The sequence below is a fragment of the Pseudomonas sp. HLT2-19-2 genome, assembly GCF_054898005.1.
The window spans coordinates 3289535-3315037 of record NZ_CM142712.1 but is presented as its reverse complement, the minus strand read 5'-3'; the positions used below and the strand labels follow the sequence as shown (position 1 = coordinate 3315037).

Annotated in this window: 25 protein-coding genes and 8 pseudogenes; 12 read left to right on the top strand and 21 right to left on the bottom strand. The window is 54.9% G+C overall.

Annotated features, from left to right (window positions below; translation table 11 throughout):
- Positions 1–571 precede the first annotated feature (571 nt).
- Positions 572–760, bottom strand: a complete 189-nt coding sequence (locus ACYZTU_RS15465; protein ID WP_461963993.1) for a hypothetical protein — start codon at positions 758–760, stop codon at positions 572–574.
- A 263-nt stretch (positions 761–1023) separates the two neighbouring features.
- Here ACYZTU_RS15465 and ACYZTU_RS15460 point away from each other — a divergent pair.
- The 3 genes and pseudogenes from ACYZTU_RS15460 to tnpB (ACYZTU_RS15450) all read left to right on the top strand — a co-directional run.
- Positions 1024–1253 (top strand): annotated as a pseudogene (locus ACYZTU_RS15460) (hypothetical protein).
- Positions 1254–1312: 59 nt separating this feature from the next.
- Entirely contained in the window at positions 1313–1636 is a 324-nt protein-coding gene (tnpA, locus tag ACYZTU_RS15455; RefSeq protein WP_461963990.1) for an IS66-like element accessory protein TnpA, read from the top strand.
- Positions 1637–1671: 35 nt separating this feature from the next.
- Positions 1672–1839 (top strand): annotated as a pseudogene (tnpB, locus tag ACYZTU_RS15450) (IS66 family insertion sequence element accessory protein TnpB); the annotation flags it as partial.
- A gap of 41 nt (positions 1840–1880) precedes the next feature.
- On the opposite strand, the pseudogene ACYZTU_RS15445 reads toward tnpB (ACYZTU_RS15450), so the two are convergent.
- Positions 1881–2713, bottom strand: a pseudogene (locus ACYZTU_RS15445) (transposase); the annotation flags it as partial.
- A gap of 363 nt (positions 2714–3076) precedes the next feature.
- On the opposite strand from ACYZTU_RS15445, the gene ACYZTU_RS15440 reads away from it, so the two are divergent.
- From ACYZTU_RS15440 to ACYZTU_RS15425, 4 genes and pseudogenes are all read left to right on the top strand, one after another.
- Positions 3077–3673: a methylamine utilization protein gene (locus tag ACYZTU_RS15440; RefSeq protein ID WP_461971059.1), complete on the top strand. Its 597-nt coding sequence runs from the start codon at positions 3077–3079 to the stop codon at positions 3671–3673.
- The gene (locus ACYZTU_RS15435; RefSeq protein ID WP_461963987.1) at positions 3657–6014 is read left to right on the top strand and encodes a putative bifunctional diguanylate cyclase/phosphodiesterase; all 2358 of its coding nucleotides are present in this window, start codon (positions 3657–3659) and stop codon (positions 6012–6014) included. Before ACYZTU_RS15440 ends, ACYZTU_RS15435 begins: the two co-directional genes overlap by 17 nt.
- Positions 6015–6019: 5 nt before the next feature.
- Entirely contained in the window at positions 6020–6883 is an 864-nt protein-coding gene (locus tag ACYZTU_RS15430) for a DUF3034 family protein (protein ID WP_461963985.1), read from the top strand.
- Positions 6883–7293 (top strand): annotated as a pseudogene (locus ACYZTU_RS15425) (group I truncated hemoglobin); the annotation flags it as partial. The gene ACYZTU_RS15430 and the pseudogene ACYZTU_RS15425, both read left to right, overlap by 1 nt.
- A gap of 454 nt (positions 7294–7747) precedes the next feature.
- Here ACYZTU_RS15425 and ACYZTU_RS15420 read toward each other — a convergent pair.
- The 7 genes and pseudogenes from ACYZTU_RS15420 to tnpC (ACYZTU_RS15390) form a co-directional block, all read right to left on the bottom strand.
- A complete protein-coding gene (locus tag ACYZTU_RS15420; protein WP_461963983.1) occupies positions 7748–7957 on the bottom strand; it encodes a hypothetical protein in 210 nt (69 codons plus the stop codon).
- Between the two features lie 332 nt (positions 7958–8289).
- Positions 8290–8502 carry an IS66 family insertion sequence element accessory protein TnpB gene (tnpB, locus tag ACYZTU_RS15415; RefSeq protein WP_461963981.1) on the bottom strand — a complete coding sequence of 71 codons (213 nt, stop codon included), beginning with the start codon at positions 8500–8502 and terminating at the stop codon, positions 8290–8292.
- Positions 8499–8822 (bottom strand): IS66-like element accessory protein TnpA, encoded by a 324-nt coding sequence (tnpA, locus tag ACYZTU_RS15410; RefSeq protein WP_461963980.1) that lies wholly within the window; start codon positions 8820–8822, stop codon positions 8499–8501. Before tnpA (ACYZTU_RS15410) ends, tnpB (ACYZTU_RS15415) begins: the two co-directional genes overlap by 4 nt.
- Positions 8823–8864: 42 nt before the next feature.
- Positions 8865–9233: a hypothetical protein gene (locus tag ACYZTU_RS15405; protein ID WP_461963978.1), complete on the bottom strand. Its 369-nt coding sequence runs from the start codon at positions 9231–9233 to the stop codon at positions 8865–8867.
- A gap of 406 nt (positions 9234–9639) precedes the next feature.
- Positions 9640–10824 carry an FAD-dependent monooxygenase gene (locus ACYZTU_RS15400; protein WP_461971057.1) on the bottom strand — a complete coding sequence of 395 codons (1185 nt, stop codon included), beginning with the start codon at positions 10822–10824 and terminating at the stop codon, positions 9640–9642.
- Positions 10824–11342: a MarR family winged helix-turn-helix transcriptional regulator gene (locus ACYZTU_RS15395; protein WP_461963976.1), complete on the bottom strand. Its 519-nt coding sequence runs from the start codon at positions 11340–11342 to the stop codon at positions 10824–10826. The genes ACYZTU_RS15400 and ACYZTU_RS15395 overlap by 1 nt, the downstream gene beginning before the upstream one ends.
- 252 nt (positions 11343–11594) lie before the next feature.
- Positions 11595–12872 (bottom strand): annotated as a pseudogene (gene tnpC / locus ACYZTU_RS15390) (IS66 family transposase); the annotation flags it as partial.
- A gap of 166 nt (positions 12873–13038) precedes the next feature.
- Here tnpC (ACYZTU_RS15390) and ACYZTU_RS15385 point away from each other — a divergent pair.
- A complete protein-coding gene (locus ACYZTU_RS15385) occupies positions 13039–13845 on the top strand; it encodes a helix-turn-helix transcriptional regulator (protein WP_461963975.1) in 807 nt (268 codons plus the stop codon).
- Here the strand turns inward: ACYZTU_RS15385 and ACYZTU_RS15380 are convergent.
- The 5 genes from ACYZTU_RS15380 to ACYZTU_RS15360 all read right to left on the bottom strand — a co-directional run bounded on the left by ACYZTU_RS15380 (position 13797) and on the right by ACYZTU_RS15360 (position 18124).
- On the bottom strand, positions 13797–14456 hold the full coding sequence (locus tag ACYZTU_RS15380) for a LysE family translocator (protein ID WP_461963973.1): 660 nt from the start codon (positions 14454–14456) through the stop codon (positions 13797–13799). The two genes, ACYZTU_RS15385 and ACYZTU_RS15380, sit on opposite strands and share 49 nt — an antisense overlap.
- Positions 14443–15156, bottom strand: coding sequence for a hypothetical protein (locus ACYZTU_RS15375; protein WP_461963971.1), 714 nt, complete (start codon positions 15154–15156; stop codon positions 14443–14445). Before ACYZTU_RS15375 ends, ACYZTU_RS15380 begins: the two co-directional genes overlap by 14 nt.
- A 72-nt stretch (positions 15157–15228) precedes the next feature.
- Positions 15229–15750 (bottom strand): hypothetical protein, encoded by a 522-nt coding sequence (locus tag ACYZTU_RS15370; protein WP_461963969.1) that lies wholly within the window; start codon positions 15748–15750, stop codon positions 15229–15231.
- Between the two features lie 951 nt (positions 15751–16701).
- Entirely contained in the window at positions 16702–17739 is a 1038-nt protein-coding gene (locus ACYZTU_RS15365) for a flavin-containing monooxygenase (protein WP_461963967.1), read from the bottom strand.
- Positions 17740–17776: 37 nt separating this feature from the next.
- On the bottom strand, positions 17777–18124 hold the full coding sequence (locus ACYZTU_RS15360) for an ArsR/SmtB family transcription factor (protein WP_461963965.1): 348 nt from the start codon (positions 18122–18124) through the stop codon (positions 17777–17779).
- 104 nt (positions 18125–18228) lie between these two features.
- Here ACYZTU_RS15360 and ACYZTU_RS15355 point away from each other — a divergent pair.
- Positions 18229–18355 (top strand): annotated as a pseudogene (locus ACYZTU_RS15355) (organoarsenical effux MFS transporter ArsJ); the annotation flags it as partial.
- On the opposite strand, the gene ACYZTU_RS15350 reads toward ACYZTU_RS15355, so the two are convergent.
- The 7 genes and pseudogenes from ACYZTU_RS15350 to ACYZTU_RS15320 form a co-directional block, all read right to left on the bottom strand.
- Positions 18333–18560 carry an antitoxin Xre/MbcA/ParS toxin-binding domain-containing protein gene (locus ACYZTU_RS15350; RefSeq protein ID WP_461971055.1) on the bottom strand — a complete coding sequence of 76 codons (228 nt, stop codon included), beginning with the start codon at positions 18558–18560 and terminating at the stop codon, positions 18333–18335. The pseudogene ACYZTU_RS15355 and the gene ACYZTU_RS15350 overlap by 23 nt on opposite strands.
- Positions 18561–18664: 104 nt before the next feature.
- Entirely contained in the window at positions 18665–18826 is a 162-nt protein-coding gene (locus ACYZTU_RS15345; RefSeq protein ID WP_461963964.1) for a chromate resistance protein ChrB domain-containing protein, read from the bottom strand.
- Between the two features lie 84 nt (positions 18827–18910).
- The gene (chrA, locus tag ACYZTU_RS15340) at positions 18911–20269 is read right to left on the bottom strand and encodes a chromate efflux transporter (protein WP_461963962.1); all 1359 of its coding nucleotides are present in this window, start codon (positions 20267–20269) and stop codon (positions 18911–18913) included.
- The gene (locus ACYZTU_RS15335; protein WP_461963960.1) at positions 20262–21206 is read right to left on the bottom strand and encodes a chromate resistance protein ChrB domain-containing protein; all 945 of its coding nucleotides are present in this window, start codon (positions 21204–21206) and stop codon (positions 20262–20264) included. Before ACYZTU_RS15335 ends, chrA begins: the two co-directional genes overlap by 8 nt.
- Positions 21207–21670: 464 nt before the next feature.
- Positions 21671–21970 (bottom strand): annotated as a pseudogene (locus ACYZTU_RS15330) (transposase); the annotation flags it as partial.
- Complete coding sequence (locus ACYZTU_RS15325; protein WP_461963958.1) at positions 21946–22116, bottom strand: hypothetical protein; 171 nt, start codon at positions 22114–22116, stop codon at positions 21946–21948. The gene ACYZTU_RS15325 and the pseudogene ACYZTU_RS15330, both read right to left, overlap by 25 nt.
- A gap of 112 nt (positions 22117–22228) precedes the next feature.
- Positions 22229–22438 carry a hypothetical protein gene (locus ACYZTU_RS15320; protein WP_461963956.1) on the bottom strand — a complete coding sequence of 70 codons (210 nt, stop codon included), beginning with the start codon at positions 22436–22438 and terminating at the stop codon, positions 22229–22231.
- Between the two features lie 778 nt (positions 22439–23216).
- On the opposite strand from ACYZTU_RS15320, the gene tnpA (ACYZTU_RS15315) reads away from it, so the two are divergent.
- The 3 genes and pseudogenes from tnpA (ACYZTU_RS15315) to tnpC (ACYZTU_RS15305) all read left to right on the top strand — a co-directional run bounded on the left by tnpA (ACYZTU_RS15315) (position 23217) and on the right by tnpC (ACYZTU_RS15305) (position 25489).
- Entirely contained in the window at positions 23217–23549 is a 333-nt protein-coding gene (gene tnpA, locus ACYZTU_RS15315) for an IS66-like element accessory protein TnpA (RefSeq protein ID WP_461963954.1), read from the top strand.
- On the top strand, positions 23546–23881 hold the full coding sequence (gene tnpB / locus ACYZTU_RS15310) for an IS66 family insertion sequence element accessory protein TnpB (RefSeq protein WP_461963952.1): 336 nt from the start codon (positions 23546–23548) through the stop codon (positions 23879–23881). Before tnpA (ACYZTU_RS15315) ends, tnpB (ACYZTU_RS15310) begins: the two co-directional genes overlap by 4 nt.
- Positions 23882–23962: 81 nt before the next feature.
- Positions 23963–25489: pseudogene (gene tnpC, locus ACYZTU_RS15305) on the top strand (IS66 family transposase).
- The last annotated feature ends 14 nt before the right edge of the window (positions 25490–25503 follow it).

Below are 25503 nucleotides of genomic sequence, written 5' to 3'. Positions count from 1 at the left end.
CAACGCTATAAAATGGCACAGTAAATATTGGCAAGCCCTGTAAAAGAACGCCATGATCATTGCGCGAATTTAAATATAGCTAGAGACTTATCGCCAGCGACATCTAACTGCGGGCGATAGCGACTACTGATCCCGGCATTGGGAGAGGATGGTCTCGCGAATTGGAGACGACTAAATGATTTTGATTTTGTGACTGCCATGTTCACGATAACTCTTCCATATTGATCTGAGCAGCTTGTTACATTTGGTAATATTTACGCGGATTGGAATTCTTGTCAACCCTAAAAAGTGCCAACCCCTTGAGATTTTCAAGGTGTGCGGACAGGCATAAACTTGCTGCTGGATTAGATGCAGCAGGCGTTATGTGTCATTTGACGAAAGAATAAGGTTATGATTTTTATGGGAATTCCCGAGCGGCAAACCATTTCGCCTCGATTGCTTGCACCCGTGTTGGCCGTTTCTCTCCCCCCTGGAGTCGCATGGGGCTGATCAATCGGTTAGCCAATCTGTTGTCTTACTCATCGAAGGAAATGCCCGAGAACTGCGAAAATGCTGGAACACATCTACTCAGTCACTGAGCCATCAAACGCCGGCCCATGGCACGACTACGATTGAGCCCGGCGTCGGCGTTATCATCGAGCGCACGTTCACCCTCCTTATCCGGCAGTTCTTCAATTCTTTTCTCTATCATGGCGTCGACCTCAGAGCGACCAGCACTTAGTGGATCAGAAGGCGTCAGCATCGGGTCGCCTTCACCCATGCTGGCTTCTAGCTTCGGATCGTTGTTCAGACATACCTCCCAGTACCTTGGAAGTATGCAGATACAGTTTGGAGAGGCATCCAATTTCGAGCGTTCGATTTGTCGACATCCTAGTAACCAACCCTTCAGTCAGCGCGACGGAATGTTAGGACAGCTCCATCTTCTACTTCTTATGAGGATCTGAGGTGAGAGAGCACCCAGTAACCCCTCACGGTCGTTACCTTGTTGTCAAAGGGCAGCTTTGGCGGTGATCTAACCCATCGCTGGAGGAAGACGTGCGCCAAAGGCTCGTAGATGGACTAATGGCGGCTCGACGTGAAGTTAAGCATCGAAGGCTTCGGGAGACACGTCGCAGTTGAAAATAGCTCGAGGAAACGTACAAACCGCCAAAGTCGCGCTCGGTGAGCGGGGCCCTGTCTGGTGGGAGGACGGCAGCCCTGATCTCAATCAGCATCAGGTAACTGATCGAATGACACCCCGATCCCAGCGATAAGGGCGATGTTGTCCACTTAAAAATACGTGGACACTATCGCCCCTATCATCAGGATTGCCATGCGCCAAAGAACCTCTTATCCCAAACCCTTTAAAGCCCAGATCGTCCAAGAATGCCTGCAACCTGGCGTGTCGATGGCCAGCGTGGCCCTGCGTCACGGCATTAACGCCAACCTGGTTCGAAAGTGGATACCTGCTTATCGTGATCATCAGGCGCCGGCTTTTCCTGCTTTTGTTCCGATGAAGCTTGCCCCCGCAACCCAGCCCGATCAGCAGATGTCGGTCAACATCGAGGTTCCTTTCGGGCCGCAAAAACTCACTGTGAAGTGGCCATCCTCAGACCCTGACGGGTGTGCTCGTTTTGTCCGCGAGCTTGCCAAGTGATCCGCATTGATGCCATCTGGCTCGCCACCGAGCCCATGGATATGCGTGCAGGTACCGAGACCGCGTTGGCCAGAGTGATTGCAGTATTCGGTGCGGCGAAGCCGCACTGTGCTTATCTCTTTGCCAATCGACGTGCTAACCGAATGAAAGTCCTGGTTCATGACGGGATTGGTGTTTGGCTGGCTGCACGGCGGTTGAACGAAGGCAAATTCCACTGGCCAGGCATTCGGCAAGGCTGTGAGATGGAGCTGGCAACCCAGCCGATGGCCTCAGGATCACAGCAGTCCAGGGCGAAGGTCACGCTCAGTTTGGCGCCGTCCTCGCAGCGGAACTCAAAACCGTCCGAGCACCAAGGTGTATCACGGGTTTGCACCGCAATACGGCCTTCGTGCCGACGCGGCACCCCGAGCTTTTGATGCGCCGCTCCAGCAGCAAGTTGTGATCACGCATGACCCGGTAAACACGCTTCACGTTAATCGCCGGCAGCAACTGGGTTTCACGGGTGCGACGCAGTATTTCCCAGACACGACGGTAGCCATAGCTCGGCAGTTCGCTGACCTGGCTGCTGGATTTCAATCACCAGCTCAGCGTCGTCCACAGGCCTTCTTCGCCGTACTTTGGGCAAGGCTGATTGCTTGATTCGAACCGTTAATTGCGAGCGCGCCACAACGAGACATCCGCTGACCAGTTTCACTGGTCGTCCCCCGGCAGCAAGGGTGAATGCGCAATCCATTTTCGCGACCGGGCGATCTCCACAGCCTCTTTGAGGATTTCTGCGTCCATCGTTTTCTTGCCCAGCATCCGTTGCAGTTCACGGATCTGCTTGAGCGCATCGCTCAGTTCGGAGACCGGTACCACGGCTTCGCCAGCACTGACCGCCGACAGGCTGCCGTCCTGATACAGCTTGCGCCAAAGGAACAGTTGGTTGGCATTGATGCCGTTGCGCCGAGCCACCACCGAAACGCTTTGCCCTGGCTCAAGACTCTCGCGAACCATGGCCAGTTTTTGCTCTGGGCTCCAGCGGCGGCGCCGCTCCTGGCCCAAGAGTTCCCCACTCTTATGGTTGCTATGAGTCATAAACATAACCGTTTGCCTATCTTTTATCGTAAGGGGGAAACGGCGTCCTGTCTTTCATGGGGCTCGTTCAAATACCTTCAGATATCGCTTATACGGTCGATAACGAGTAGATGGGCTTTGTTGTCCGTCAACTCTTGACGCAGCTCGAACACATATTGCATGAAATATCATGATGGCAATTAGCCTCGACTGGTGCATGATCTGCTCCATTCCTCCAACTGAGTTACCACACCGCCAAGGACTGCCAACCGCAATCACTATCGTATTGGAATCGGCATGCCCAGGATTTGCTCGCTTTTTCTGCTAGTCACTGTTTTGTTATGTGCCAATAGTTGGGCTGGCGTCACCAAGCTTTACGTCGAAATGCATGAGCAAAACGGCAAGCCTCTGTCCGATGTCGTAGTGACCCTCCAAGGGCCTATGGGTCAGGCTAACGTTCAGCTCAAGGCCGACATGGATCAGCGAGCTCAGCAGTTCGCACCCCACGTGTTGGCCGTGCATACCGGCACACCAATCAAATTCCCCAACAGCGACAATATTCGCCATCAGGTGTACTCATTCTCGCCGGCTAAACGCTTCGAGCTACGGCTTTACGAAGGGACACCCTCAGACCCAGTGCTGTTCGATAAACCAGGTATTGTGGTGCTTGGCTGCAACATCCATGACTGGATGCTTGGTTATGTGTATGTCACCGATGACCCTCGCTTCGGTGTTACCGATGATCAAGGTAGACTGACGCTGGAAACTTTGCCGGCTGGTGAGTACCGGGTCACCCTATGGCATCCCCAACTCAAGGACATGAAACCATTCAGCGCAGGCTCCATAAAGATCCCGGTCACCGGCCTCAAACAGACCTTCAGCCTGGCTCTGGAACTGTTGCCTACGACCGCTCCGACCGCTCCCGCACCAAATGCCTTCGGTGACGCGTTTAAGCGAGCTGCCCGTGAAACTACGGAATAGCTTTCAAGCGCAAGTCACTGCGGTGTTGATCCTGCTGTCGCTGGTGGTGATTGGCTCATTGTATTTCAGCGTAAAGGTGGCGACCAACTCAGCGGTTCGCAGTCAAGCAAACTCCCAATTGGAGGTAGGTACACGAGTCTTTGAGCGGTTGCTGGAGGTGCGCGGTCGACGCTTAGCCGATGGCGTGCAATTACTTGCAGCTGACTTCGGTTTCCGCGATGCGGTTGCCAGCAGCGATTCCGCTACCATGCGGTCGGTACTGTTCAATCATGGCAAGCGCATTAACGCCAGTGACATGATTTTGCTTAGCATGGATGGAAAAGTCCTTGCCAGCACGCTGGACGATGTACTAGACGGTTCGGTATTTCGATACGACCTGGCGCTGCGCGAAGCCCGACGCATCCAACAAACCATGTTGATCGTTCCTTTGCAGGGTAAACCACACTTGCTGGTGGAAGCGACTGTACTCGCACCCCTGCCGATTGCGAGGGTGGTGATGGGCGTCAGCATGGACAATGCCTTTGCCAGTGAGCTGCGTTCGCTGACCAGTCTTGAAGTATCGTTTCTTACCATTGATAAGCAGCAACCCGGGCAGCTCATCAGCACCCAACCGGACGTTCTCGGCAAAAGTATCACCGGCTTGATGTTGAGTTCGTCCCCGCAGGACGCAGTGCTGCTAACGGAGCACTTGGAGCATAACTTCCTCAGCCAGTCTTTGGTGTTGGCTGGCGGCGCGAGTGAGTATGACGGTCAGGTTATAGCTTTACTGCAAAGTCCAATCGATGCAGCCATGCAAGCGTTTGCACCGCTGGATGAAAAAATCCTTGGTATTGCCTTGATAGCCTTGCTTGCATCGTTAGTCGGCGCTTTGCTATTGGCCCGTGGTGTGTCGCAGCCAGTTAGATCGCTGGCGCTGGCAGCGCAGCGGATCGGCCAGGGCGACTATCAGACCCCTGTGATACTGCGCAGAAGCGACGAATTCGGATTGCTGGCCAATGCAGTCAACTCGATGCAGAGTGGCATCGCTGAGCGTGAACAGCAGTTGGCTCACAACGCTCTGCATGATCCACTCACAGGCTTGCCAAACCGTACGTTAGCCATGGAGCGACTAGGTAGTGCGATTGCAGCACAACGACCCATGGCGTTGATCTTTCTCAGCATTGAAAATCTTCGGTATATCAACGAAACAGCTGATCCCGAGACAGTTGGTCAATTGCTCCGTCAAACCGGTCAGCGCTTGCAAGTGTTGCTAAGTCCAGGTGATACCGTGGCGCATTTGATAGCAGAGGAATTCCTCCTTTTGCTTGATGGCCTCGACGGTGAAGCGGCAGTCGCAGTAGCTGACCAGCTTCAGCAATTACTGCTTAAACCTCAGCAAATCAACGGTCACGATCTGGCTCTTGATTGCAATCTCGGTATTGCGGCATTCCCCGCTGATGGGCAAAGCGCACAGAACCTGCTGGAACGCGCCTCTATTGCTATGAAAGACGCCGCAAAGTTGCCCGGCCATTTACAACTTTATCAGCACGGGCGTGACTTGGCCCATCGTCGTCAGATCACTTTGATTCGCGACCTACGTCACGCGGCAAGCAAAGGTGAGTTCCTACTGCATTACCAACCCAAGTTAAATATCCGTGAAGCTCGCGTCAGCCAAGCAGAAGCCTTGTTGCGCTGGCAGCACCCGCAACTGGGCATGGTTTCGCCTGCTGAATTTATTCCTTTGGCGGAACGTACTGGAAGCATTCAGATACTGACCAATTGGGTGATCAACGAAGGCATGCGACAACTATCGGAGTGGAATCAGCGGGGGTTGCGCTTGCAGCTGTCGCTAAACATATCCGCCGATGACTTGATTAGCGATGACCTGGCCGCTCGTGTGTTGGCGCTACTACAGAATTACAGCCTGCCGGCAGAACAACTGATCTTTGAAATCACTGAAAGCGCTGTCATGCGGGAGCCAGAGCGGGCATTAAAAGTCCTTCACCAACTGCGTGATTGCGGCATTAGCCTGTCAGTGGATGACTTCGGCACTGGCTACTCGTCCTTGGCTCACCTCAAGCGACTCCCTGTGCAGGAGTTGAAAATTGATCAGTCCTTCGTCCGTGACTTGGATGAAACCAGCGAGGACTCAGTGATCGTCCGTTCAACCATCGAAATGAGCCACAACCTCGGACTCAAAGTGGTCGCCGAAGGAGTCGAATACGAGCACAGCTTAAGTTTACTCGAGCGCTGGCACTGCGATACGGCGCAGGGTTATCTGATCAGCCGCCCGCTCACAGCGCCAGCATTCGAGGCCTGGGTGGCGTTGCCCTTAAGCTTTCGTACATCCATGGTTCATTGAACGATATGACCTCACGTTTGTTTTTGGTGATCGGCTGCCTCGTCAGCTTAATTCACCAATCCACCCTCGCCGATAACGGACGCCTGATTGCTACAGGTGGTGCCAGTAGCCTAGAGGGCGCGGCAGGCGGAGGAATTACGCCTTGGGCAATGCTTGCCGGCTACGGCGAAAAAAATGAGTGGGGCGCAACTGTGTTCGCGACCACAGTCAACCTGCCCGATTATCGGCTGGATGTGGCTGGGCTGGCCGTGGCCTATGACAACCGCGTCGAGTTATCTTTCGCCCGACAGCGCTTTGATCTCGGCTCTTTAATACACAAACTGAGGCTGCCAGAGAACAGCCTCGACCAGGACGTGCTCGGCGTTAAGTTGCGTTTGTTCGGCGATTTAATTTACGACGATCTGCCTCAGGTTTCCCTAGGTCTCGAATACAAACATCAACGAGATTTCCTGATCCCGAGCTTGGTCGGCGCTAAGCGAGACAGCGACACAGAGGGCTACATGGCCGCCAGTCGCTTGTTCATGGGCGCAGCGTTCGGATATAACCTGCTTGTCAACGGAAGTCTGCGTTATAGCCGTGCCAATGAGCTTGGGTTGTTGGGGTTCGGTGGTGACCGTCGCGACACGCGCAGTGTGCTCAAGGAGGGCTCTCTGGCCGTATTGTTCAATCCACGTTGGGCGGTAGGCGTGGAGTATCGAGAAAAACCGGACAACCTGTCATTCGCCGGGGAAAGCGATTGGGCGGATCTATTTTTAGGATATTTCCCTAACAAACATTTGTCGGTAATGCTGGCATACGCACGCCTGGGCGAGATCGCCACGCTAAAAAACCAGAATGGCACGTACCTTTCTGTGCAAGGAAGTTTCTGATGCGCTTGTTCCTACTTTTTCTGGTTCTATCACTGAGTGCCTGCGTGCAAAAGCCGGCCAAGGATGACAGCCTTTATCAGGCTCTTGGCGAGCGTCCCGGCATCACCCGAATTGTTGAGGGCATGCTGCTGAACATTGCTCAGGATGAGCGAATCGTTGAGCGCTTTCGCAAGATTGATATCCAGCGGCTGCGTGACAAACTGATCGAGCAATTTTGTGTTGAGGCTGGCGGGCCTTGTATCTATACCGGTGACAGCATGGCTGAAAGTCACAAGGGGCAGAACGTCAGCCGCAGCGACTTCAATGCTTTGGTTGAGGACTTAATCGATGCGATGGATGATCAGGCGATCGCGGTGCCGGTGCAAAATCGGTTGATTGCGCGACTGGCACCGATGCGCGGGGACGTAATCGAGCAGACGAGACCGACAGTTACTTGCCATACGTCGTCGACAGTGAACATCGCATTGCTTCCTGAGCTCTACCGCAACACATGCATTGAGAATCGTCGTCATAAATGAAGATCGAAAAGCACAGGCGCTTGAAGAATGGCATTCATTGCTCTCAAAATCCGAGATCCTTATGACGGCTCATGAGCAATACGAAGAGCTACTGCGGCTTGCCGAAAAATACTTAAAGCAGGGTTTTATCAATCGTGACGAGCGTAAGGTATTGGTGATGGAGGCGACCCAGAGGTATGCCCAAGCCGTGGAGGGGGTGGGTCAAGGAACTTAGCTCGTAATAGAGGCCAGATTATTTTCGATGGCTGCCGCTGCCCTGCAAGTTGATTAGGTTCTACGTTGCGTGGCTCAGGGTCTCAAGCTTCGCGGCCTATACGGGTAGCACATGAATAAATGATCGCCTTGGTTACTCCGGTGTCACAAGCACCGCAAGAGTCAATCTGATGAACTCTTCGTTCTTGTCGATTGCCTCCAAGGCCCCCCGAACGTTCTGGGCTACGTCGTCTGATCCACGCTGCTCGACCCAAAGCGTAAGCTCCATAAGGGCGGCCTCGAGCGCCAGTTGGTTTTCGTTGATTTTGAAAAGCAGGGAAGGGAGCAGGTCTGCGTTGGACATCGTGATTCCTCCGTGGAAAAGGAGAGAGTAGTCCTTTAATGCCTTAACGTTACTCGCGCTCCAATTGCCTGGCGTCTGACGTCAGCTGCGCAGCGAATGCACGCAGTTGGTCGGGAGTCACTTGATCGAGATTGGGCGAGGAAGTTATACCGTGGATTTTACCAAAGCAGACAGCTTGCGGCAGCAAACCGAGATGCTAATTACAGTTTTAGAGCAGCGTAATAGCTTCCGCCAGACCCCACGCGTTGCCAAGGTAGACCTAGTACCAAAGCCTGAAGTTGCTCGGTATCTAACTGCACTTCACTGCCTTGCCGAACGCCTGGCCAATGAAATTAACCTTGGTTCAAGCGACGTGCCGCCAGCCATACGCCAATCCCATCGTGTACCAGCACTTTCATCCGATTCGCGCGGCGATTGGCAAACAGATAAGCGCAGTGCGGCTTCGCCGCTCCGAACACCGCGACCACCCTCGCCAGCGCCGTTTCAGTGCCGGCGCGCATATCCATGGGCTCGGTGGCGAGCCAGATGGCGTCGACGCGGATCATCGCAACAGGTCTCGAAGGAAAGCGGCGCAGGCAGCAGCGCTATCGGTTGGCCAGTTCACTTTGACGGTGCCGCGTGTGTGCAGAATCTCAACGCTGATATTCGATGAAGATACGGGCGCCGTTGTTTGCATAGGCAATGGGATGAATGCTGGTTGAAGCGCCGTGCTTTTCTGCACTTGCCCCCGAATCCATTTGTGAACGAGGTTTGCGTTAAGGCTATGGCTGAGGGCGATGCTGGCAATAGATGCGCCGGGTTGGGCACACTCTTGAATGACCTGGGCTTTGAAGGATTTGGAATACGAACGGCGTGTTGGCTGCATGAAATACCCGCTTAAAAGGCTAGAACTGGTGCCCACCTAAATTTAAGTGCACACCATGTCCCGGCTTTGCGGGGTTGGGTAGATGACTTGGCCGGACGCATACCATTGATTTGATGCAGAGCCTGCTTCTCTTAAGCCCGGGTAATCATCAAGGGCAAGACGAGGTTTGCCGTCTTCAACCGGGCCGGATTCCTGTTTATGAATCACTCCGGCTTCAGCATCCGCACGCATCTGCTCGAGTTCCTTATGAAATGCCTTGTCTTGAGCCGTTGGCTTGCTGGTGTATGGCTTTCGTTCGGGTTCAGGCTGTGCTGCATAAGTCGTTACCGCGTCAGGGTAATGCTGTAGCTTTTCCTGAACTTGCGATTCGAGCATCGCACGTAGTGCGTCTTTGTCGGGCCGAGTCAGCAATTTGTCACTCCAATTAGGCACGCTATGGTGGTGAAGAGTTCTGTGTAGCCCTGCAAGAGTGTTTTGATCTCACCAGTGCTCATACTCTGATGTGTCCAGGTATGCGTTTCCGGCTTGGCGGAGGACTCTGAAGTTCAGCCTGATGTACTGGTTCAGCGAGGCATTTTATGGCTTCCTCATTTGTCTTCGAGGCGTAAGCGTCCGCCCAACACACCTTGCCTAATTAAACGGGCGCCTACCTGTTGCGAGATTGCACTCCAGTTGACCACCCGTTTGCATTCGACCTGACCTGTCATTTGCATGCGCTCTGACCATCGATCGCATCGGAGTTGACCAGCACGCTTTCCAACCATGGCGACAGAGAACGGCCAGGAACGGTCATACGAGTCTATATCCGCTTTTGGCCTTAATAACTCGGCAGGTTGATGGCGTCAGCTTTCGGCGAAAGGATTTTCCCGAATAAGGTCTTGAATCCCGGTGCTGTGGCGATCCTCAACACCGCGTGGCCAATTGTGATGCCAAGTCGCGAATGCGGTGATGCCAATCTCGGCGCGAACTTGGGTACGCTTTGCGCCTGAGCGACGTAAGGGCGCATCAGCTTTTCGTAGGCCGCGAACGCGTGGGCGTGGTCGGCGTGACGACTCAGTTCGCCAGCCAGCACGTAAGCGCCGCACAGCCCCAGGCTAGTGCCCATGCCACTGATGGGCGATGCACAATATGCTGCATCACCTACTAGCGCGATGCGCCCCTTAGACCAACGGGGCATTTTGACCTGACCCACCACGTCCAGGTAAAGGTCGCTTGCATTCTCCAGCGCGTCGAGTACGCGAGGTGTCTCCCAACCGGTGCCGGCAAACATCTGCTTGAGTAAGGTTTTTTGTTCGTCCTGCGCGAGCTTCTCGTACCCGCTCGGTGCCTGCTGAAAAGATAGAAAGGCGCGCGTGGTGCCCAGGTTATCCGGACGCAAACAGACACAGCGGCCGCCGGGAATGTTGTACCAGCGCATGACCTGGCCATCGCTCGACTGCCATGGCACGGTGAAATAGGCGGTGTAGAGATCAAGAGGTCGGCGCTGGACTTCGTTGCCGAATACCCAATTGCGCGTCGTCGAACCAATACCTTCAGCCACGATCACCAGATCGTAAACCTGCTCGCCTCCCTGCTCGAAGCGCACATGAACCTGCTCGCCCTTGTCGTCCATGGTTTCAATGCTGTCGCCGAATCGGTAGCTGACCCGATCCTGGCTATGCTGGATCAAAAGCTTGGCAAGTTCGCCGCGCAAAATCTCCAGTTCAGCTATCGGCCCCTCACCGTCGAAAGCATTTACATCGATAAAGGCCTTGGTGCGATTGTCCTGGTCGACAAAGGCGATGCCCTGCTCGTGGGTTGTGTTCGCCCGAACCAGAGCTTCCAACCCCATACGCTGAACGACGACGCGACCGGCGCCCCGTACGTCAATCGTTTGCCCGCCGTCGCGAAACGCAGACGCCCTCTCGACCACGGTAACATCCATGCCATAGCGGGACAGCCAATAAGCCAGCGCTGGCCCGGCGATGCTTGCTCCGGTCACAAGAACTTTTTGTGCTTTCATCACGCGTCCTGATTTTCACGGGTAGGGTTAGTGCTGACCGGCAAAGTGCTGCGATAGACCTCGATCACCTGTCGGAGAAATGTCTCGACCACTGCGCGATCCTGGCCGTCGAGTGCGCGGAGGACAGCGCCCAGACCATGGAGCATCGGCGCGATATGCCGATAAGCCTGCGCCACCGAGTCGGCTACAGGGCACACCAGTACACGGCGTTTGTCAGTGAGTTGTCGCTCACGAACCACATGTCCGGCGCGCTCCAGCCGGTCGATAACCTGAGTAACGCCTGCGGTAGTCACTGAAAGACGCGCTGCAAGCTCGGTCGGCGGCAATGGCCCATCAGTGATCAGGTGCTCCAGTGCCGCCACGTCGGTCTGATTAATGCCCAATGCTGTGCCCAGATTGCTGGCAGCTTTACGCGTCAGGATGGCAATTTGTTGCAACTGCTGGCCGATGGCATCACTGGCAATTTGCAGGCTTTGTGGATCATCGGTTGGATATGACGGAGATGAAGGCGACTTCATGCGTAGGGGCTGTCCAGAATTTAAGGCTGAGTGTTATGAGGACAGCGAAACTAACACGTAGCTAACTTACTTAGCTAGCTTTCAAGGCTGCGGGCGAAAAAGCCGCAAGCGTTGCAGACGCGCATCAATTGTTTATGAGGGTTGAATCACAGCATTTAGGGCCGCTTTGGGTCGTTCTCTGCCGGCCATGTCCGCGAAGCGTGCTGCTCAAACCCCATGAAAATGACTTTTCAGGCCGATGCAAACGGGTGGTCAACTCTGTGCAATTACCCACCTGTGCGACAACAGCTCGGAAATCTCGCTCGCCCGCTGGGTGGGCAAACGAGTCAGTACGTCCTTCAGATACGCATACGGATCATGCCCATTCATGCGCGCCGACTGGATCAAACTCATGATCGCCGCCGCCGCCGCCCGCTTGCCGCTGCGCAGCGATCCAGCAAACAACCAGTTCGACCGCCCAAGCGCCCACGGCCGGATCAAGTTCTCGATCTGGTTGTTGTCGATGGGTACAGCACCATCTTCTAGGTAGCGCGTCAGCGCTACCCAGCGTTTAAGGCTGTAATCCAGGGCCTTGGCCGTGGCCGAACCCTCGGGCACAAGTTCGCGTTGTGCCAGCATCCACTCATGAAGTTTTTCAGCGATGGGCACCGCTCTTTCCTGGCGTAATAGCCAGCGATCTTCGTCGCTCATTTCCTTGGCGTGTCGCTCGACTTCGTACAGCCCGCCAATCGAGTGAAGCGCCTGCTCCGCCAACTGACTTTTATTCGCCACGTGCAGGTCGAAGAACTTGCGGCGCGCATGGGCCATGCAGCCGATTTCGGTGATGCCCAGCTCGAAGCTGGCCTTGTAGCCGGCAAAGTCACCACAGACCAGCTTGCCGTTCCAGGAGCCTAGGAAATTACGCGCGTGTTCGCCAGCACGGCTGGGGCTGAAGTCGTAGACCATAGGCTTTAGGGCCGAGAATGGCGTAGTGCTGTAGGCCCAAACGTAAGCGCGGTAGGTTTTCTTCTCGCCGGGCGCCAGCATCTGTACCGGCGTTTCATCGGCGTGAACCACGCGCTGGGACAGCACCGCTTCGCGCAGGGCATCGACCAGCGGCTGAAGCTGCACGCCGGTTTGACCCACTCACTGCGCCAGTGTCGAGCGCGGAATGGCCAGGCCGGCACGACCGAAGATCTTTTCCTGTCGATAGAGCGGTAGGTGGTCGGCGAACTTGGCCACCATCACGTGTGCCAGCAGGCCGGCAGTGGGGATGCCCTTGTCGATCACCTGCGGTGGTACCGGCGCCTGAATCAGCGTTTCGCACTGCCGGCACGCCCATTTTCCACGCACATGCTGTTCGACGGTGAACACGCCCGGCGTGTAATCCAGCTTCTCGCTGACGTCCTCGCCGATGCAGGCGCACTGGGTGTTTTCCGGTTCGTGATGAGTTACGGTGCGTGGAAACTGCGGTGGCAGCGGCGCGCGCTTGGGTTGCTGGCGCTTCTCTTCTGGAACGGGAGCTAGTTTGAGGGCGTTCAAATCGGCGTCAAACAGAGCTCCCCTTGCGATAAAGCTATGCCAGTGCGACACTGGGTTGCATTTTTGCGACATGCCGGGCCGATTTTGGGGGCGATTGTGTCTGTCCATCCTTCCTCACGCCTGAATTTCGGCTTTCGCAAGACCGTGGCAATTTTTATGGAAGGAAGGTAGTCCGATGTCCCTGGTAATGGAAAACCTGAATCGGTTTGAGCGTATTGAGTGTTCGAAGGTTCATGCGAAGGAGGCTTCTTACCCCAAGCATGTCCATGAAGAGTATGTGATCAGCGCAAATCTCAGTGGGTTGGAGCGGATCTGGTACGACGGCAAGCAACAAGACGTGTCATTGGGTGAGGTAACGCTTTACAACCCCATGACAGTCCAAGCGTCGGAGTTCTGCGGGAGAGGCGTGCAGTTTATTAGCGTGCATCTGGATGGCAATCAAGTGCGCAGCATCCTTAACCAGACTGCTAGCACGAATACCCTGCCCACATTCCAAGAGGGGGTCATCCGCGACCATGACCTGTTCCGCTCCATCGTCGACCTATTTGGACATCTGCGCTTGAGTAGCCGCGAAGAGGCACTATTGGTGCTGTTCAGGGAACTGCTGCGATTTCGCACAACTCCTGAGACAGATAGTGAGCCGTTGCAGGCGGAACAGCTGATCAATTTCATGAAGGCCAATCTATACGAGCCGATTGAGCTTAAAGACCTTTGCGCTGAAGCCAACCTGTCCAAGTTTCATCTAGTGCGAAGCTTCAAGACCATCAATAAACTTCCCCCCATGCAGTATTTTATGCAGTTGCGTCTGATCGAAGCTCGCAAGCGTCTGCGTCTCGGTGATCCTCCAGCACGCATTGCCGTCGACTTGGGTTTTTTCGACCAGGCCCACATGAGCAATGCGTTTCGCAAAGTGATGGGTACGTCGCCGCGAAACTACAGTTCGATGCTCGGCGGTTGCGGGTCGCCCAAAAATTCGTTATAGCCGGTGATCACAACGTAGATAGCAAAGTAGGCAAAGATCACAGCTGAAGCCATGTAGGTGTATTTGACTAATTTTTGCCCCAGCAACTGCTTTCCCCGAGACGCAAGCAAACTAAGAACCAAAGCCCAAACCACCCCAGCGGCGAAAAAGCCGCTGAGGAATAACCCAGCGCTGGTTATGTCTGAACCCTGCCGGGCAATGATCGCGCCGCCCACTGCCGCGAACCAGAGAATGGCACTGGGAGAGGACATCGCTAACATGATGCCGCGTAAGAACAGTGCCAGACCACCGTTCCCCCACTGCCTTTCTGCCGCATCTGGATCACCCATTTTAGTTTTCAGGGCGCTCCACAGCATTTTTACGCTGAGATACGATAGGACAGCTGAGCCGCCAACCCACAGTCCCCAGCGCACCCACTCGATCTGCAGTAGTACGGCCATGCCAGCCATGGCCAGAATCGCGTAGATTAGATCCCCCACGCAAGTCCCAATCCCTAACCATACACTCTGAGCAAAGCCTCGCTGCATCGCAAGAGTGATCATGGCCATATTGGCTAGACCCAATTCCAAACAAAGAGATAGGCTAAGCAAAAAACCATTACTGAACTGCATCGATACACCCTTCCATTATCTGTTGAGCATAACCCAATGTAATGCCGCACCTACCCAAGCCGAACATGAGATCCTCCTCATCTTCGATACGGTGCGGGCAATATATATCTATGAAACGTTCGAATTGCGCCAGATCGCCGACGAGCGCGGCTTTTATTAACTTCTGTGCGATGATACGCATGGTCTCGATGAATCGGTCGGTATCGACCGTCAGCCCGGTAATGGGTGTACCGCTGATCACCCCAGCATCATGCAGAATGCGCAATTGGATGTATGCGGAACCAGCATCAGGGAACTGGCGTGGCCCGCGACGGAGGTAACGTAACAGCTCCAGCACGTACATGCGGGTCATCTTTGCTGAGTCGAGACCTATGCTGCCGGCGATGCTTTCATCTACGCTTATCAGGAAACCGAATACGTCCGCCAAGGCCTCCTGGATCACCATCGATCCCCAGCGATCATGCTTACTCAACTGGCCAAAGCTGGTGTCCTGCAGAACAATGGAGTGGCCAAGGTCATGACCCCTGAACCAGGTAATCAGGTAGCGTTCGATCTCATTAGACGCAGGTAAGTCCCCTAGTTCCCAGTTGAAGAGCGGCGCCTGCTCTAAAGCGATCTTCTCGTAAAGATTGCGGTAGGTGTTTGCGAAGACAATAGTACGTTTAATGGGTGAATACTTGACGCCCTGGTCTTCGGGCATGAAGTAGGCGAAATGCTTAGGAAAGTAATTCGCTTCTCCCGCAATCCCGAATAGGTCGATGATCTTGTAGGCTCAGTGCGGTAATGCCTGCAAGGGGACGTCCAGCGTCTGGGCCAAACATTGCAAGGCTTTGGTAAAATGCTCATCGACACAGTCTGACACGCATTGAAGTCCCGTATTTGGGGTTCCGAAAAATGCCGAGTAGAACATTTTTCGTGACTTCCCTAGCCAAGTTGACAACTCCCCCACATGACCAACCAATTCACGCTCGTTCAGCTCCGATAGGTGTTTGCTCATGATCGAGAACATTTCGCCGCCCATTAGCCCCTCGGCGATGAAACCAGCCGCCTTGCGGGAGTCGACATCCTCCAGTTGTGCGCTAACTTCTGCCAAGCGGGTGGCGATGTCTTTCTTCAGCGTGTCGGTTACGAGCGGAATGTGTTCGCCGTAACCTTGTAGGCTGCGCAGTGCATCTACTTGCTTCAAGATTTTACTAATCTGTTCAACTATGGATGGGGCGAGATTTTCAGGCGTCGGTAAATAAACCGTGCGAACGACATGCTGCATGCTAGGGGGCCAGAAAATGCTGCTCATCTTGGTGCTCCTTGGTAAGAGAGCCCATCAAACCTGTTCGCAATCAATGCTTATTGGAAAAAATTGCTCACGTTCTCGCGGAGCAAAGCTACCGGGCCCAAGGTATTCAGTACGTAGAAGTCGCCGCAAAGAATGACAGCAAGAAATGCTTCAAAAAAGGGATCGAATGGGCGCAGTAACTGGGGATCAAGGTGCGCTGGCTGCGCGACGAAGAGCCGACCGAGGAGAAGCTAGAGTTCGTATACGGCATGCTAAGAATGGCGCTTTACGATCATCAAATGTAATCAGCGGGAGCGGGTAATCTTTTCGGTTTGCGCAGGTGGTTGCCATAACCTCAAAGAATCGGGCAGACCGAAAAATTGATGTTGTTGAGTAATTGCTTCGGCCCATCCAGCCTGATTGGATCGATGTCCGAGCGAACTGAAAAGACTTAAATGGAAATTTTAAAGTGACGGAGCCACGCCCCGAGATTCGTTTCACCGAGATTGAAACCGCAGCGCCATCGGCACCATGTCTCTACGAAAATCGTTACAGACGACGGGGTGCTTCTGAAGGTTGGAATCAGTGGCAATCTTCGCAAAGGCTTATTCAGCATCGACAATCTAAGCAGTCACGTCTGAAGCTCAAGGAAGGCGGCGATTGGGGCAATTCGGCTGACGTCATGAGCAAGCAGTCGATTCTCGCTAAACACCTGTTCTTCTCAGCACAATGGTCAGGCTACGACCTGCAGACTGAGGTTGGCCGACAGTCCTTTTTGGAGCACCGATGCCATGTGCTGGTGACAGTGACGCTGAGCCCTCGCAGCCGAGTTTAACGCAAGGAAGGCGTGACGATCCTGACCCGCTCCAGGCTTTACTTCAGCAGTGCGGAAACCAGTCCAGAATAGCCACGTAGTCGCGTACTACTATTAGCAAGGGGCGTTGCGTATTTAGGAAGATGCTACAGGGGCCTTCAACGGCCAATTTCTTGTGGGGTTGGCGAGCGAGAGTTTGTTACACCCACGAATAGGTACTGACCACTTTGCTCTTTGATTCTTTCGACTTTGCCCGCCTCCGGGATGTGCAGTGCTCGTCCATCGCGCTGCATCAATCGCCCTCGATCATCCGTCACAGCGAGGTCTTCAAGTAAGGAAATATTTGGGCGAAACCCAGTGGCGAAGACTAGGCCATCAACTGCTTCGTGGTGACCATCCGCCCAAACAACTCCGGTTGGGGTTACTTGCCCGAACATCGACCGCTGATTGAATAGTCCTGACTTCAGCGCTTTTTTGTAAGTGCCGTCATCCAATACCGGCGTGCTCTGATCATTGAGCCAGCGAGTCCTTTCCAGGCCTGTCCATCTCAGCCAAGCGTGGAAATCCGCGCCGAGTAGTTTCTGCGGAAAGAATCGGATCGCCTCGCGCGTGGCAAGCGTGACCTCAGCCACCTTCGCTAGCTCGTAAGCAATCTGCACTGCCGAGTTCGCCGCTCCAATCACTACGATGCGTTGCCCACTGAGCATTTCCACATTCCGATACTCGGCGCTGTGAATGCGAACACCTTGGAAGCTTTCGAGCCCAGGAACTTCAGGTGTATAGGGGCGACTGAATGCCCCCGATGCCACGATCAGCGCCCTGGTAAAGAAGCGCTGCCCATTGGCAGCCACTATCTGGAACCCCCCAGCTTCTCTACTCACCTTTATGACCTGTATCCCCGGAAGAATCGGTAACTGGAAGAAGCTGGCGTACTGCTCCAGGTAGCGCACTACTTCATCGCGGGAAGGGTAGTGCCCCGGTTCTCCAGGAAACGGCAGCCCCGGTAGTGAGGAGTACGCTACCGGCGAGAACAGTTCGAGGCTGTCGTAGTAGTTACGCCAGTTACCACCTGGTTGCTGCTGCTCATCCAGGATTAGGAAATCGAGTCCCTGCTGCTTCAAATGCCAGCCACAGGCTAGTCCTGCCTGCCCTGCGCCTATTACGACAACCTCGAATGGGCGATCTATTATGTTCATGTGTGCGCACCTATACACATATAAAGGTAAGAAAAAATCAGCGAGATCCGCCTGGGCAGCACAATAAAGCAATGCTCTTGGTGTGATGGAGGATGTCCTCCAGTCGCTTGACGATGGCTGGGCCATCCACCTCATAAAACATCTGACGTCCCACCTTAGTGGCGCGCACGATTCCCGCGTCCAGCAGCACCTGAAGATGACGAGATACCACAGAGCGCTCTTGAGGTAGATCAGCCGCAATCGCGGTCACATCTGCTCGACCTAATTGCATCACGCGCTTCAGCACAGCAACTCTTGGCGGCTCGCAGAGGGCTTTGAAAAATGTGCCCTCGAGAGACTCAATGGCAGACTCAATGGCTTGTGATCGGTTGGTGGTGACGTTCATGCCGAGAATATATGTGCATGTTGATGCACATGTAAAGCCCCGTGTGGAGGGTGGCACTGCCTCCTTCAGTAGACAGCAGTGCCACTACAGTTATTTCTTAATGGTCTGTGCTGTCCGGCTGGATTTATCAGAGTTACGGATTGGAGGCCCTGCTTGTGGGTTTCCTCGGCCTTCGTATTGCTGGCCGCCCTAATTTCAATCGCCTTACCTAGGCATGCCAAGGCGATATGAAACCGTCAGGCAGGACGGAGTGAACCTCTGCGCGTTGCGCGCGAGGGGGAGTTGGCAGAGCCTGAATCAGCTCATGTCGGAGCCACGCCATGCCACCGCAACCGCACCCAGCTTCACTACTTGAGAACTGTGTGAGAGTCATACCTCCCAGCGCGGGTTGCGGCTTATTCAGCCAGGCCGCCGCTTTCTCTTTGTCTGCAAACACTTGCTCGGTTTGCGGCTGAATCAGCTCAACATAGTTCACGATTCTGGCTCCAGTGAAATAGGTTTCCTAGTGATCAGTGCCATGGCTGACGTTTGCACTAAGCACTACGTCCGGAATGTTGTCGTAGGGTGCTGCATCTCTCTTAGCTGCAATCCGTAGCATATCGCCGCTGGGTAGAACTCTGCCTGTGGATCGATAAAGCGAGCGCTCAGCCAAGGACAAGCAATCCGGTCAATCTTGGGTCGTTCACGGGTAATCCACCTCATGGAACACCTCCTGCCTAGTTCAATAGGCTCGGGTGGTTTGGCGAGCACAATGCCCGCCAAAGATTGCTAATCAATTCATGCTTTCTAACGCAGCAAATGCACAGCCAACCCGACGAGCGCGCAGGCCATCAGCACCTGAATGACGCCCCGTTTGAAGCGGAACAAGGCAATTGCCGCCAAAATGGCGATCAGTGCAGAGGGCCAGTCGAGGTTGCCGCTGAACCCCTGCGGCCACAGCACGTGATAGCCAAAGAAACATGCCAGATTAAGGATCACTCCAACCACCGACGCTGTAATGGCGGTAAGCGGTGCAGTGAACTTGAGTTCGTTGTGGGTCGACTCCACCAGCGGGCCACCCGCGAGGATGAACAGGAACGAGGGTAGGAAGGTGAACCATGTCACCAGGGAGGCGGCCACAGCTCCAGCCAGAAACACCTGATCAGCCCCGAACACTTGCGAGACATAGGCCCCGACAAAGCCGACGAAAGCCACCACCATGATCAGCGGCCCTGGTGTGGTTTCCCCTAGTGCCAAGCCGTCGATCATTTGGGTCGGGGAAAGCCAGCCATAGTGACCGACCGCACCTTGATAGACATACGGGAGGACTGCATAGGCCCCGCCAAAAGTCAGCAACGCGGCCTTGGTAAAGAACCAGCCCATCTGGGTCAAGGTGCCTTCCCAACCATAGAGGACGATCAAGATCCCCATGGGCAATGCCCATAGCGCGGCACCGATCAGTGCGAGCGATGCCAGCTTGAACCAGCTGAACCGGGCATGTTCCGGGGAGGGGGTGTCGTCATCGATCAAGGCCGGGCCGAAGGTTTTTTTGGCGGCGCTATGGCCCCCGGCTCTGAACTTTTCAGGCGCCAGACGCCCTCCGATATAGCCGATTAACGCTGCCCCCAAGACGATAAAGGGGAAAGGAACATTGAATGCAAAGATCGCGGTAAAAGACGCCGCCGCTATCGCCCACAGCCAATTATTCTTCAACGCCCGAGAGCCGATCCGATGTGCCGCCTGCACAACGATGGCCGTTACGGCGGGCTTGATGCCATAGAAGAGCCCTGCAACCACGGGTACTTCACCGAAGGCGATGTACATCCACGACAGAGCGATCAGGATGAACAGTGAGGGCAGCACAAACAGTGCACCAGCAATCACACCTCCCCAAGTTCTATGCATCAACCAGCCGATATAGGTCGCCAATTGCTGAGCCTCTGGCCCAGGGAGCAACATGCAGTAGTTGAGGGCATGCAGGAATCTGCGCTCGGATATCCAGCGCCGCCGCTCTACCAATTCCTGGTGCATGAGCGAGATCTGTCCCGCAGGCCCGCCGAAGCTGATGAAGCCGAGCTTCAACCAGAACCAGAACGCCTCACGAAAACTGATCGCTTCCGGCCTCGACAGCTCTTCTTCAACCATTGGTGCCAAAACCTTACTCATTGGGTTGTTCCTCTTTCACAAACTCGGCGAGCAGGCCGTCGAAAATGGCGCTAGCAGCAGCCAGTAAGTGGTCGTCATGGGTAATGGTTTCGCGCAGTCCTGCCAGCACGCGCTCGATGCCGGCAGCCTCCAAAGGCTGAATGCCGCCGATATCGAGGTAGTGCACCAAGGCTGCGATGCGGTTTAGGCCGGGCTCTTGAAGTTCAAAACTGGCTTGAAGGGTTTCAAAGGTCACGCGGTTGCCGACATGACTGAAAGTTGCGTCATCGAAGTCGAAACCCAATGCATCTGCTGGGCAGTCCTGTGGGGTGTTCAGCCAAAGGATCTGAGCCTGCGGATCAATGAAGCGGCGAATCAACCAGGCGCAAGCTAGGCGGTCGACCCATGGGCGTTTACGCGTTGCCCAGACACGACATTGATAATCGCCAAGGCTCAGCGCCATGATTGGCTGGTCGCGGCTATGTGGCTCGTCCGCAGACAGTGCTCTGCTAACTGCTATCTCCAGTTCCTGTAAAGCAGAGTCGATCTGCTGTTTCGACTTACCTGGAAAGTAATCGATGCTGGCGAGCTGTTCGTATGATTTGCGCAGCTTGCGAATTTGTTTGGTGGTCGCCAGTGCATTCTCGGAATTGAGCTGTGCCCGGCATGTTTCGATCTCCGCGCGCAGCTTGCTGTAGTCATCGCTCCGGTCAAACAGCTCAATAAAGCGCTCACCGTTAGGGTCGACAACAGGCAGAACATAGGCAGTGCCATTGATGGCGAGGATGTCGCGTTCGACAGACGCCAGTGCTTCACGACATGCGCCAGTGTCTGGCAGCAGATAAGCGCCATCGCGCAGAACCGCCGCGCCCGAAGCTTTCAGAGCTCGCCAGGCTCGCATGCGTTCTGTGGCATTGGCGGTGGGTAAGCCAAGAATCAGGGTGAGCCAATTGTTCATGTAGAGACAGCTATTTAATATGTAGTAATAATTACATTACTCTTGATTCGTACGCTTGGAAAGCCGCCCATCAGAACGGGATTTCGGCGAAAAAAACTGGAGGCGGGGATCGCGCAAGCTAGGTCAACAGGTGCTGCGATATGGACAGCGAGCAAAAAGGCATCTGTCATGCTTCAAACGTTAGCGGTGAACGTCCGTTATGGACTCCTCCTCATTGCAAGCCCCTTTTCTTTGGCGCCCGTGCCGACTGCACACGCATATTCGGCCTCTAAATACGGCATCGTTTCGATGCAGGGCCATGATGGGCTATTCGCGCGCCGGCTCCCGATCGCTTTTTCGTGCTTTTCGCACGTGGACATTCGAGGGTTTTGCCGACGCCGGTTCGACCGGTTTGCCATCGTTCAGGTTGCTTCGCAATCGTGGTTAAGAGTTGTTTCTCTCGTAGAGCACGTCGGGTAAATAGATCAGGCCGCTGCCTGATTCGGTTGGTAATCAGTGCCGTGACGCAGCATCGCCAAGCCATGCGTGCAGTTTTGTTGGCCAGCGCAAAAGCGGCCACATTGGGATGCGATCGCTCGGCTAAACGAACGGCCCACTGGCTAAGTCGATCCTCTTTGGATTTTGCTGTGCGTAGCGCCGAGCGTGCGCCATGCACCATCAATGTTCGCAGATACGCATCACCGCGCTTGCTGATACCGAGTAGTTGATCCTTACCACACAGAATTGTGTTGCCTCGGTGTCAGTCCCAGCGAGGCGGCAAACTGACAGCCAGGTTCGACTTCTCCAACACCGTTTGCAGCCAGCGGTCACGCGGCAGACGCTGCCGCCAGACGGGTAGCTCATGACAATCCACGCCGTGGATCTGAAACACGTTCTTGGCCAGGTCGACCCCAATGTGCATAAGCTTCATGTGTGGACTCCTTCTTACGGTTTACTGTGGTTCGCACTTTCAGTCTGGCACTCAAGATGCCGAAGTGAGGAGGAGTCCATCCCATTGCTTTTGGCTATCTGTCGTGAAGTAGTCACTCCGGTGTCATGAGCACCGCTAGGCTCATGTTGATGAACTCCTCGTTCTTGGTGATCGTTTCCAGCGCACCGCGCACATTGCCTCCAACCTCGCCCGATCCACGCTGCTCGACCCATAGCGTTAGCTCCATGAAGGCGGCCTCAAGGGCGATCTGGTTTTGAGTGATCTTGAAGAGTAGGGAAGGGAGCAGGTCTGAATTTGGCATCGCGATTCCTCCATGGAAAAAGGACAGCGTAGCAGCAGAAGAATTTGGTGGGATCTCATAGTCAGAGCGCGTTTAGCAGACGCTCAAGCTACGCGCACTCCCAGCCCTTAATAGTTTGACTGGATCTGTGCCATAAGCTGCTCCAATAGGATCTCTGACCCATTTGGCCTCGATCAAATACGTTTCGTTTTCCGGCTGGAAGCTACCGTCTATTTGCTCGCCAACCAGGCTGAATGGCGAACTTCCGCTACGAGCTCTAGGCCATGGGGCGACTGTCATTCACATCAATCCTCTGCGCTTCGACATCAGCAGCCAAGAGCACTTTCTCCAAAGCCCTACCTCAGTCATGACGCAGAGCCTACTTCGCGAGACCTTCGGCTATCTTCCTGCCTCGTAGTTCGGTGGCGATTCAAGGTATATCCGCTTTGGGCTTGCCCCCGCCGGGGGTACGGCTGTCGTGAACAAACCTGGCTGCGCCAAGTTTTGGCCCTACGGGCGTCCATCCTCAGGCCTTTGGCCCGTCGCGGGCCGGCGCGCTCCGCTTGCGCTTTTGGCCGCAAGTCGCAGAGCCATATCTCGACGATCATCGAAGCAAGTCTCACCTGAGTAGCTCCACGCGAGGGCTCCTTATCCAGATTGCTTCGATAGATATCTTAGCCGAGGCGAATGTACTCCGTATGCGTCCGGCGAACACACCTTCCAGATCCCGAAGCCAAAGGCGATGGTGTCCACCTAAATTTAAGTGGACACCATTCCTAGCCTTTTAAGCGGGTATCTCATGCAGCCACCACGTCGTTCTTACTCCAAGTCCTTCAAGATCCAGATCATTCAAGAGTGCGTCCAGCCCGGCGCTTCGATTGCCAGCGTCGCACTAAGCCACGGCATCAACGCAAACCTCGTCCATAAATGGATTCGGCTGCAAGCTCAGACCAGTGCTTCGCTGCAACCTGCCTTCGTTCCGCTGGCTTTGCAGTCGCTCGCGTCACGATCAGATTCCACTCCATCCACAATTTGCCTCGAAATCCCATATCCGCGTGGCACCGTCAAAGTGAACTGGCCAACCGAAAACGCAGCGGCCTGTGCGACCTTTCTCCGAGATCTGTTGCGATGATCCGCATCGACTCGATCTGGCTTGCCACCGAACCGATGGACATGCGGGCCGGTACCGACACCGCTTTGGCGCGGGTGGTGGCAGTGTTCGGTGCGGCGCAGCCGCACTGTGCTTATCTGATCGCCAATCGTCGCAACACACGTATCAAGGTGTTGGTGCACGATGGTCTGGGCATCTGGCTGGCGGCCCGCCGTTTGCACCAGGGCAAGTTCTTTTGGCCAGGCTCTCGACACGGTACTCAGGTGGAATTAGGCGCGGAGCAGTTGCAGGCTTTGGTGCTGGGTTTGCCTTGGCAAAGAGTCGGGCCAGGCGGTGCGATTTCCATCCTATAACGCCTGCCACAGCCAGCCTGGCCGTGCAATTGTCCGATGGATCTATCGCCGGTGTTCGCCTGCTCTGGCAAAATCGGCGGCATGACTTCGCTCCCCAATCTCGACCAACTAAACCCTGAACAACTGCGCGCTCTGGCGGCGCAGTTGCTGTCGCAGGTCGACACAATGGGCAAGAAGATCCACCGTGACCAAACGGTGATCGAGAAGCTGACCCACGAGATTGCACAGCTCAAGCGTTTGAAGTTCGCCAAGCGCAGCGAGCAGCTAAATCCGCAGCAGGCCAGCTTGCTGGATGATCTGATCGATACTGATATCGCTGCGATTGAGGCAGAGCTTGAAGCACTTAAAATACCTCCGGCACCGACCGCGACAAAGCAAAAGCCGAAGCGCACGGCGCTGCCGGCGGAGTTTCCACGCACGTTGATCCATCATGAGCCGGACAATACTCATTGCCAATGTGGCTGTGCACTCAAGCGTATCGGTGAAGACGTCAGCGAGAAGCTGGACTACACGCCCCGTGTATTTACCGTCGAGCGCCATGTCCGTGGAAAGTGGGTCTGTGATGACTGCGAAACCTTGATCCAGGCGCCGGTGCCAGCAAACGTTATCGACAAAGGCATCCCGACCGCAGGATTGCTGGCCCACGTCATGATCGCAAAGTTCGCTGACCATTTTGCCGCTCTACCGCCAGGAATCGATTTTTGGTCGAGCCGGTTTGGCTATCGCTCGCTCGACCTTGGCGCAATGGGTTGGCAACTGTGGTGTGCAGTTGCAGCCGCTGGTCGATGCGCTGCGTGATGCTGTCCTGAAACATGGCGTAGTTCACGCCGATGAAACGCCGGTGCAGATGCTCACTCCGGGCGCAAAGAAAACTCACCGCTCCTATGTCTGGGCCTACGCCACCAGCCAGTTCTCGGACTTGGCGGCGGTCGTTTACGACTTCAGCCCCAGCCGCGCCGGAGAACACGCACGTACTTTCCTGCAAGGCTGGAAAGGCAAGCTGGTCTGCGACGACTTTGGTGGCTACAAGGCCAGCTTCGAACTCGGCGTCACCGAAATTGGCTGCATGGCCCATGCGCGGCGCAAGTTCTTCGAACTGCACGCCACGAACAAAAGCCAACTTGCCGAACAGGCCTTGCGATAATCCAGCTGCTGTACGAAATCGAGCGTGAAGTCCGCGACCTGGAACCGGATTTACGCCGACGAATACGGCAAGAAAAAGCCGTACCGGTCATGGATGCCCTGCATGCCTGGATGATCGCCCAGCGCCAGGTCGTGCATGACGGTTCGGCTATCGCCAGAGCTATGGATTACAGCCTGAAACGCTGGTCAGCGCTGTCGCGCTACCTCGATGACGGGGCCGTACCCATTGATAATAATTGGGCCGAAAACCAAATCCGTCCGTGGCCGTTAGGCCGTAAAAACTGGTTATTCGCCGGCTCACTGCGCAGCGGAAAACGCGCGGCGGCGATCATGAGCTTGATCCAATCGGCCCGGCTAAATGGGCATGATCCGTATGCCTATTTGAAGGACGTTCTTACGCGCTTGCCGACGCAGCGGGCAAGTGAGATTTCCGAGTTGCTGCCGTATAAATGGCAACCCGTTTAGTTACGCAAGACGGG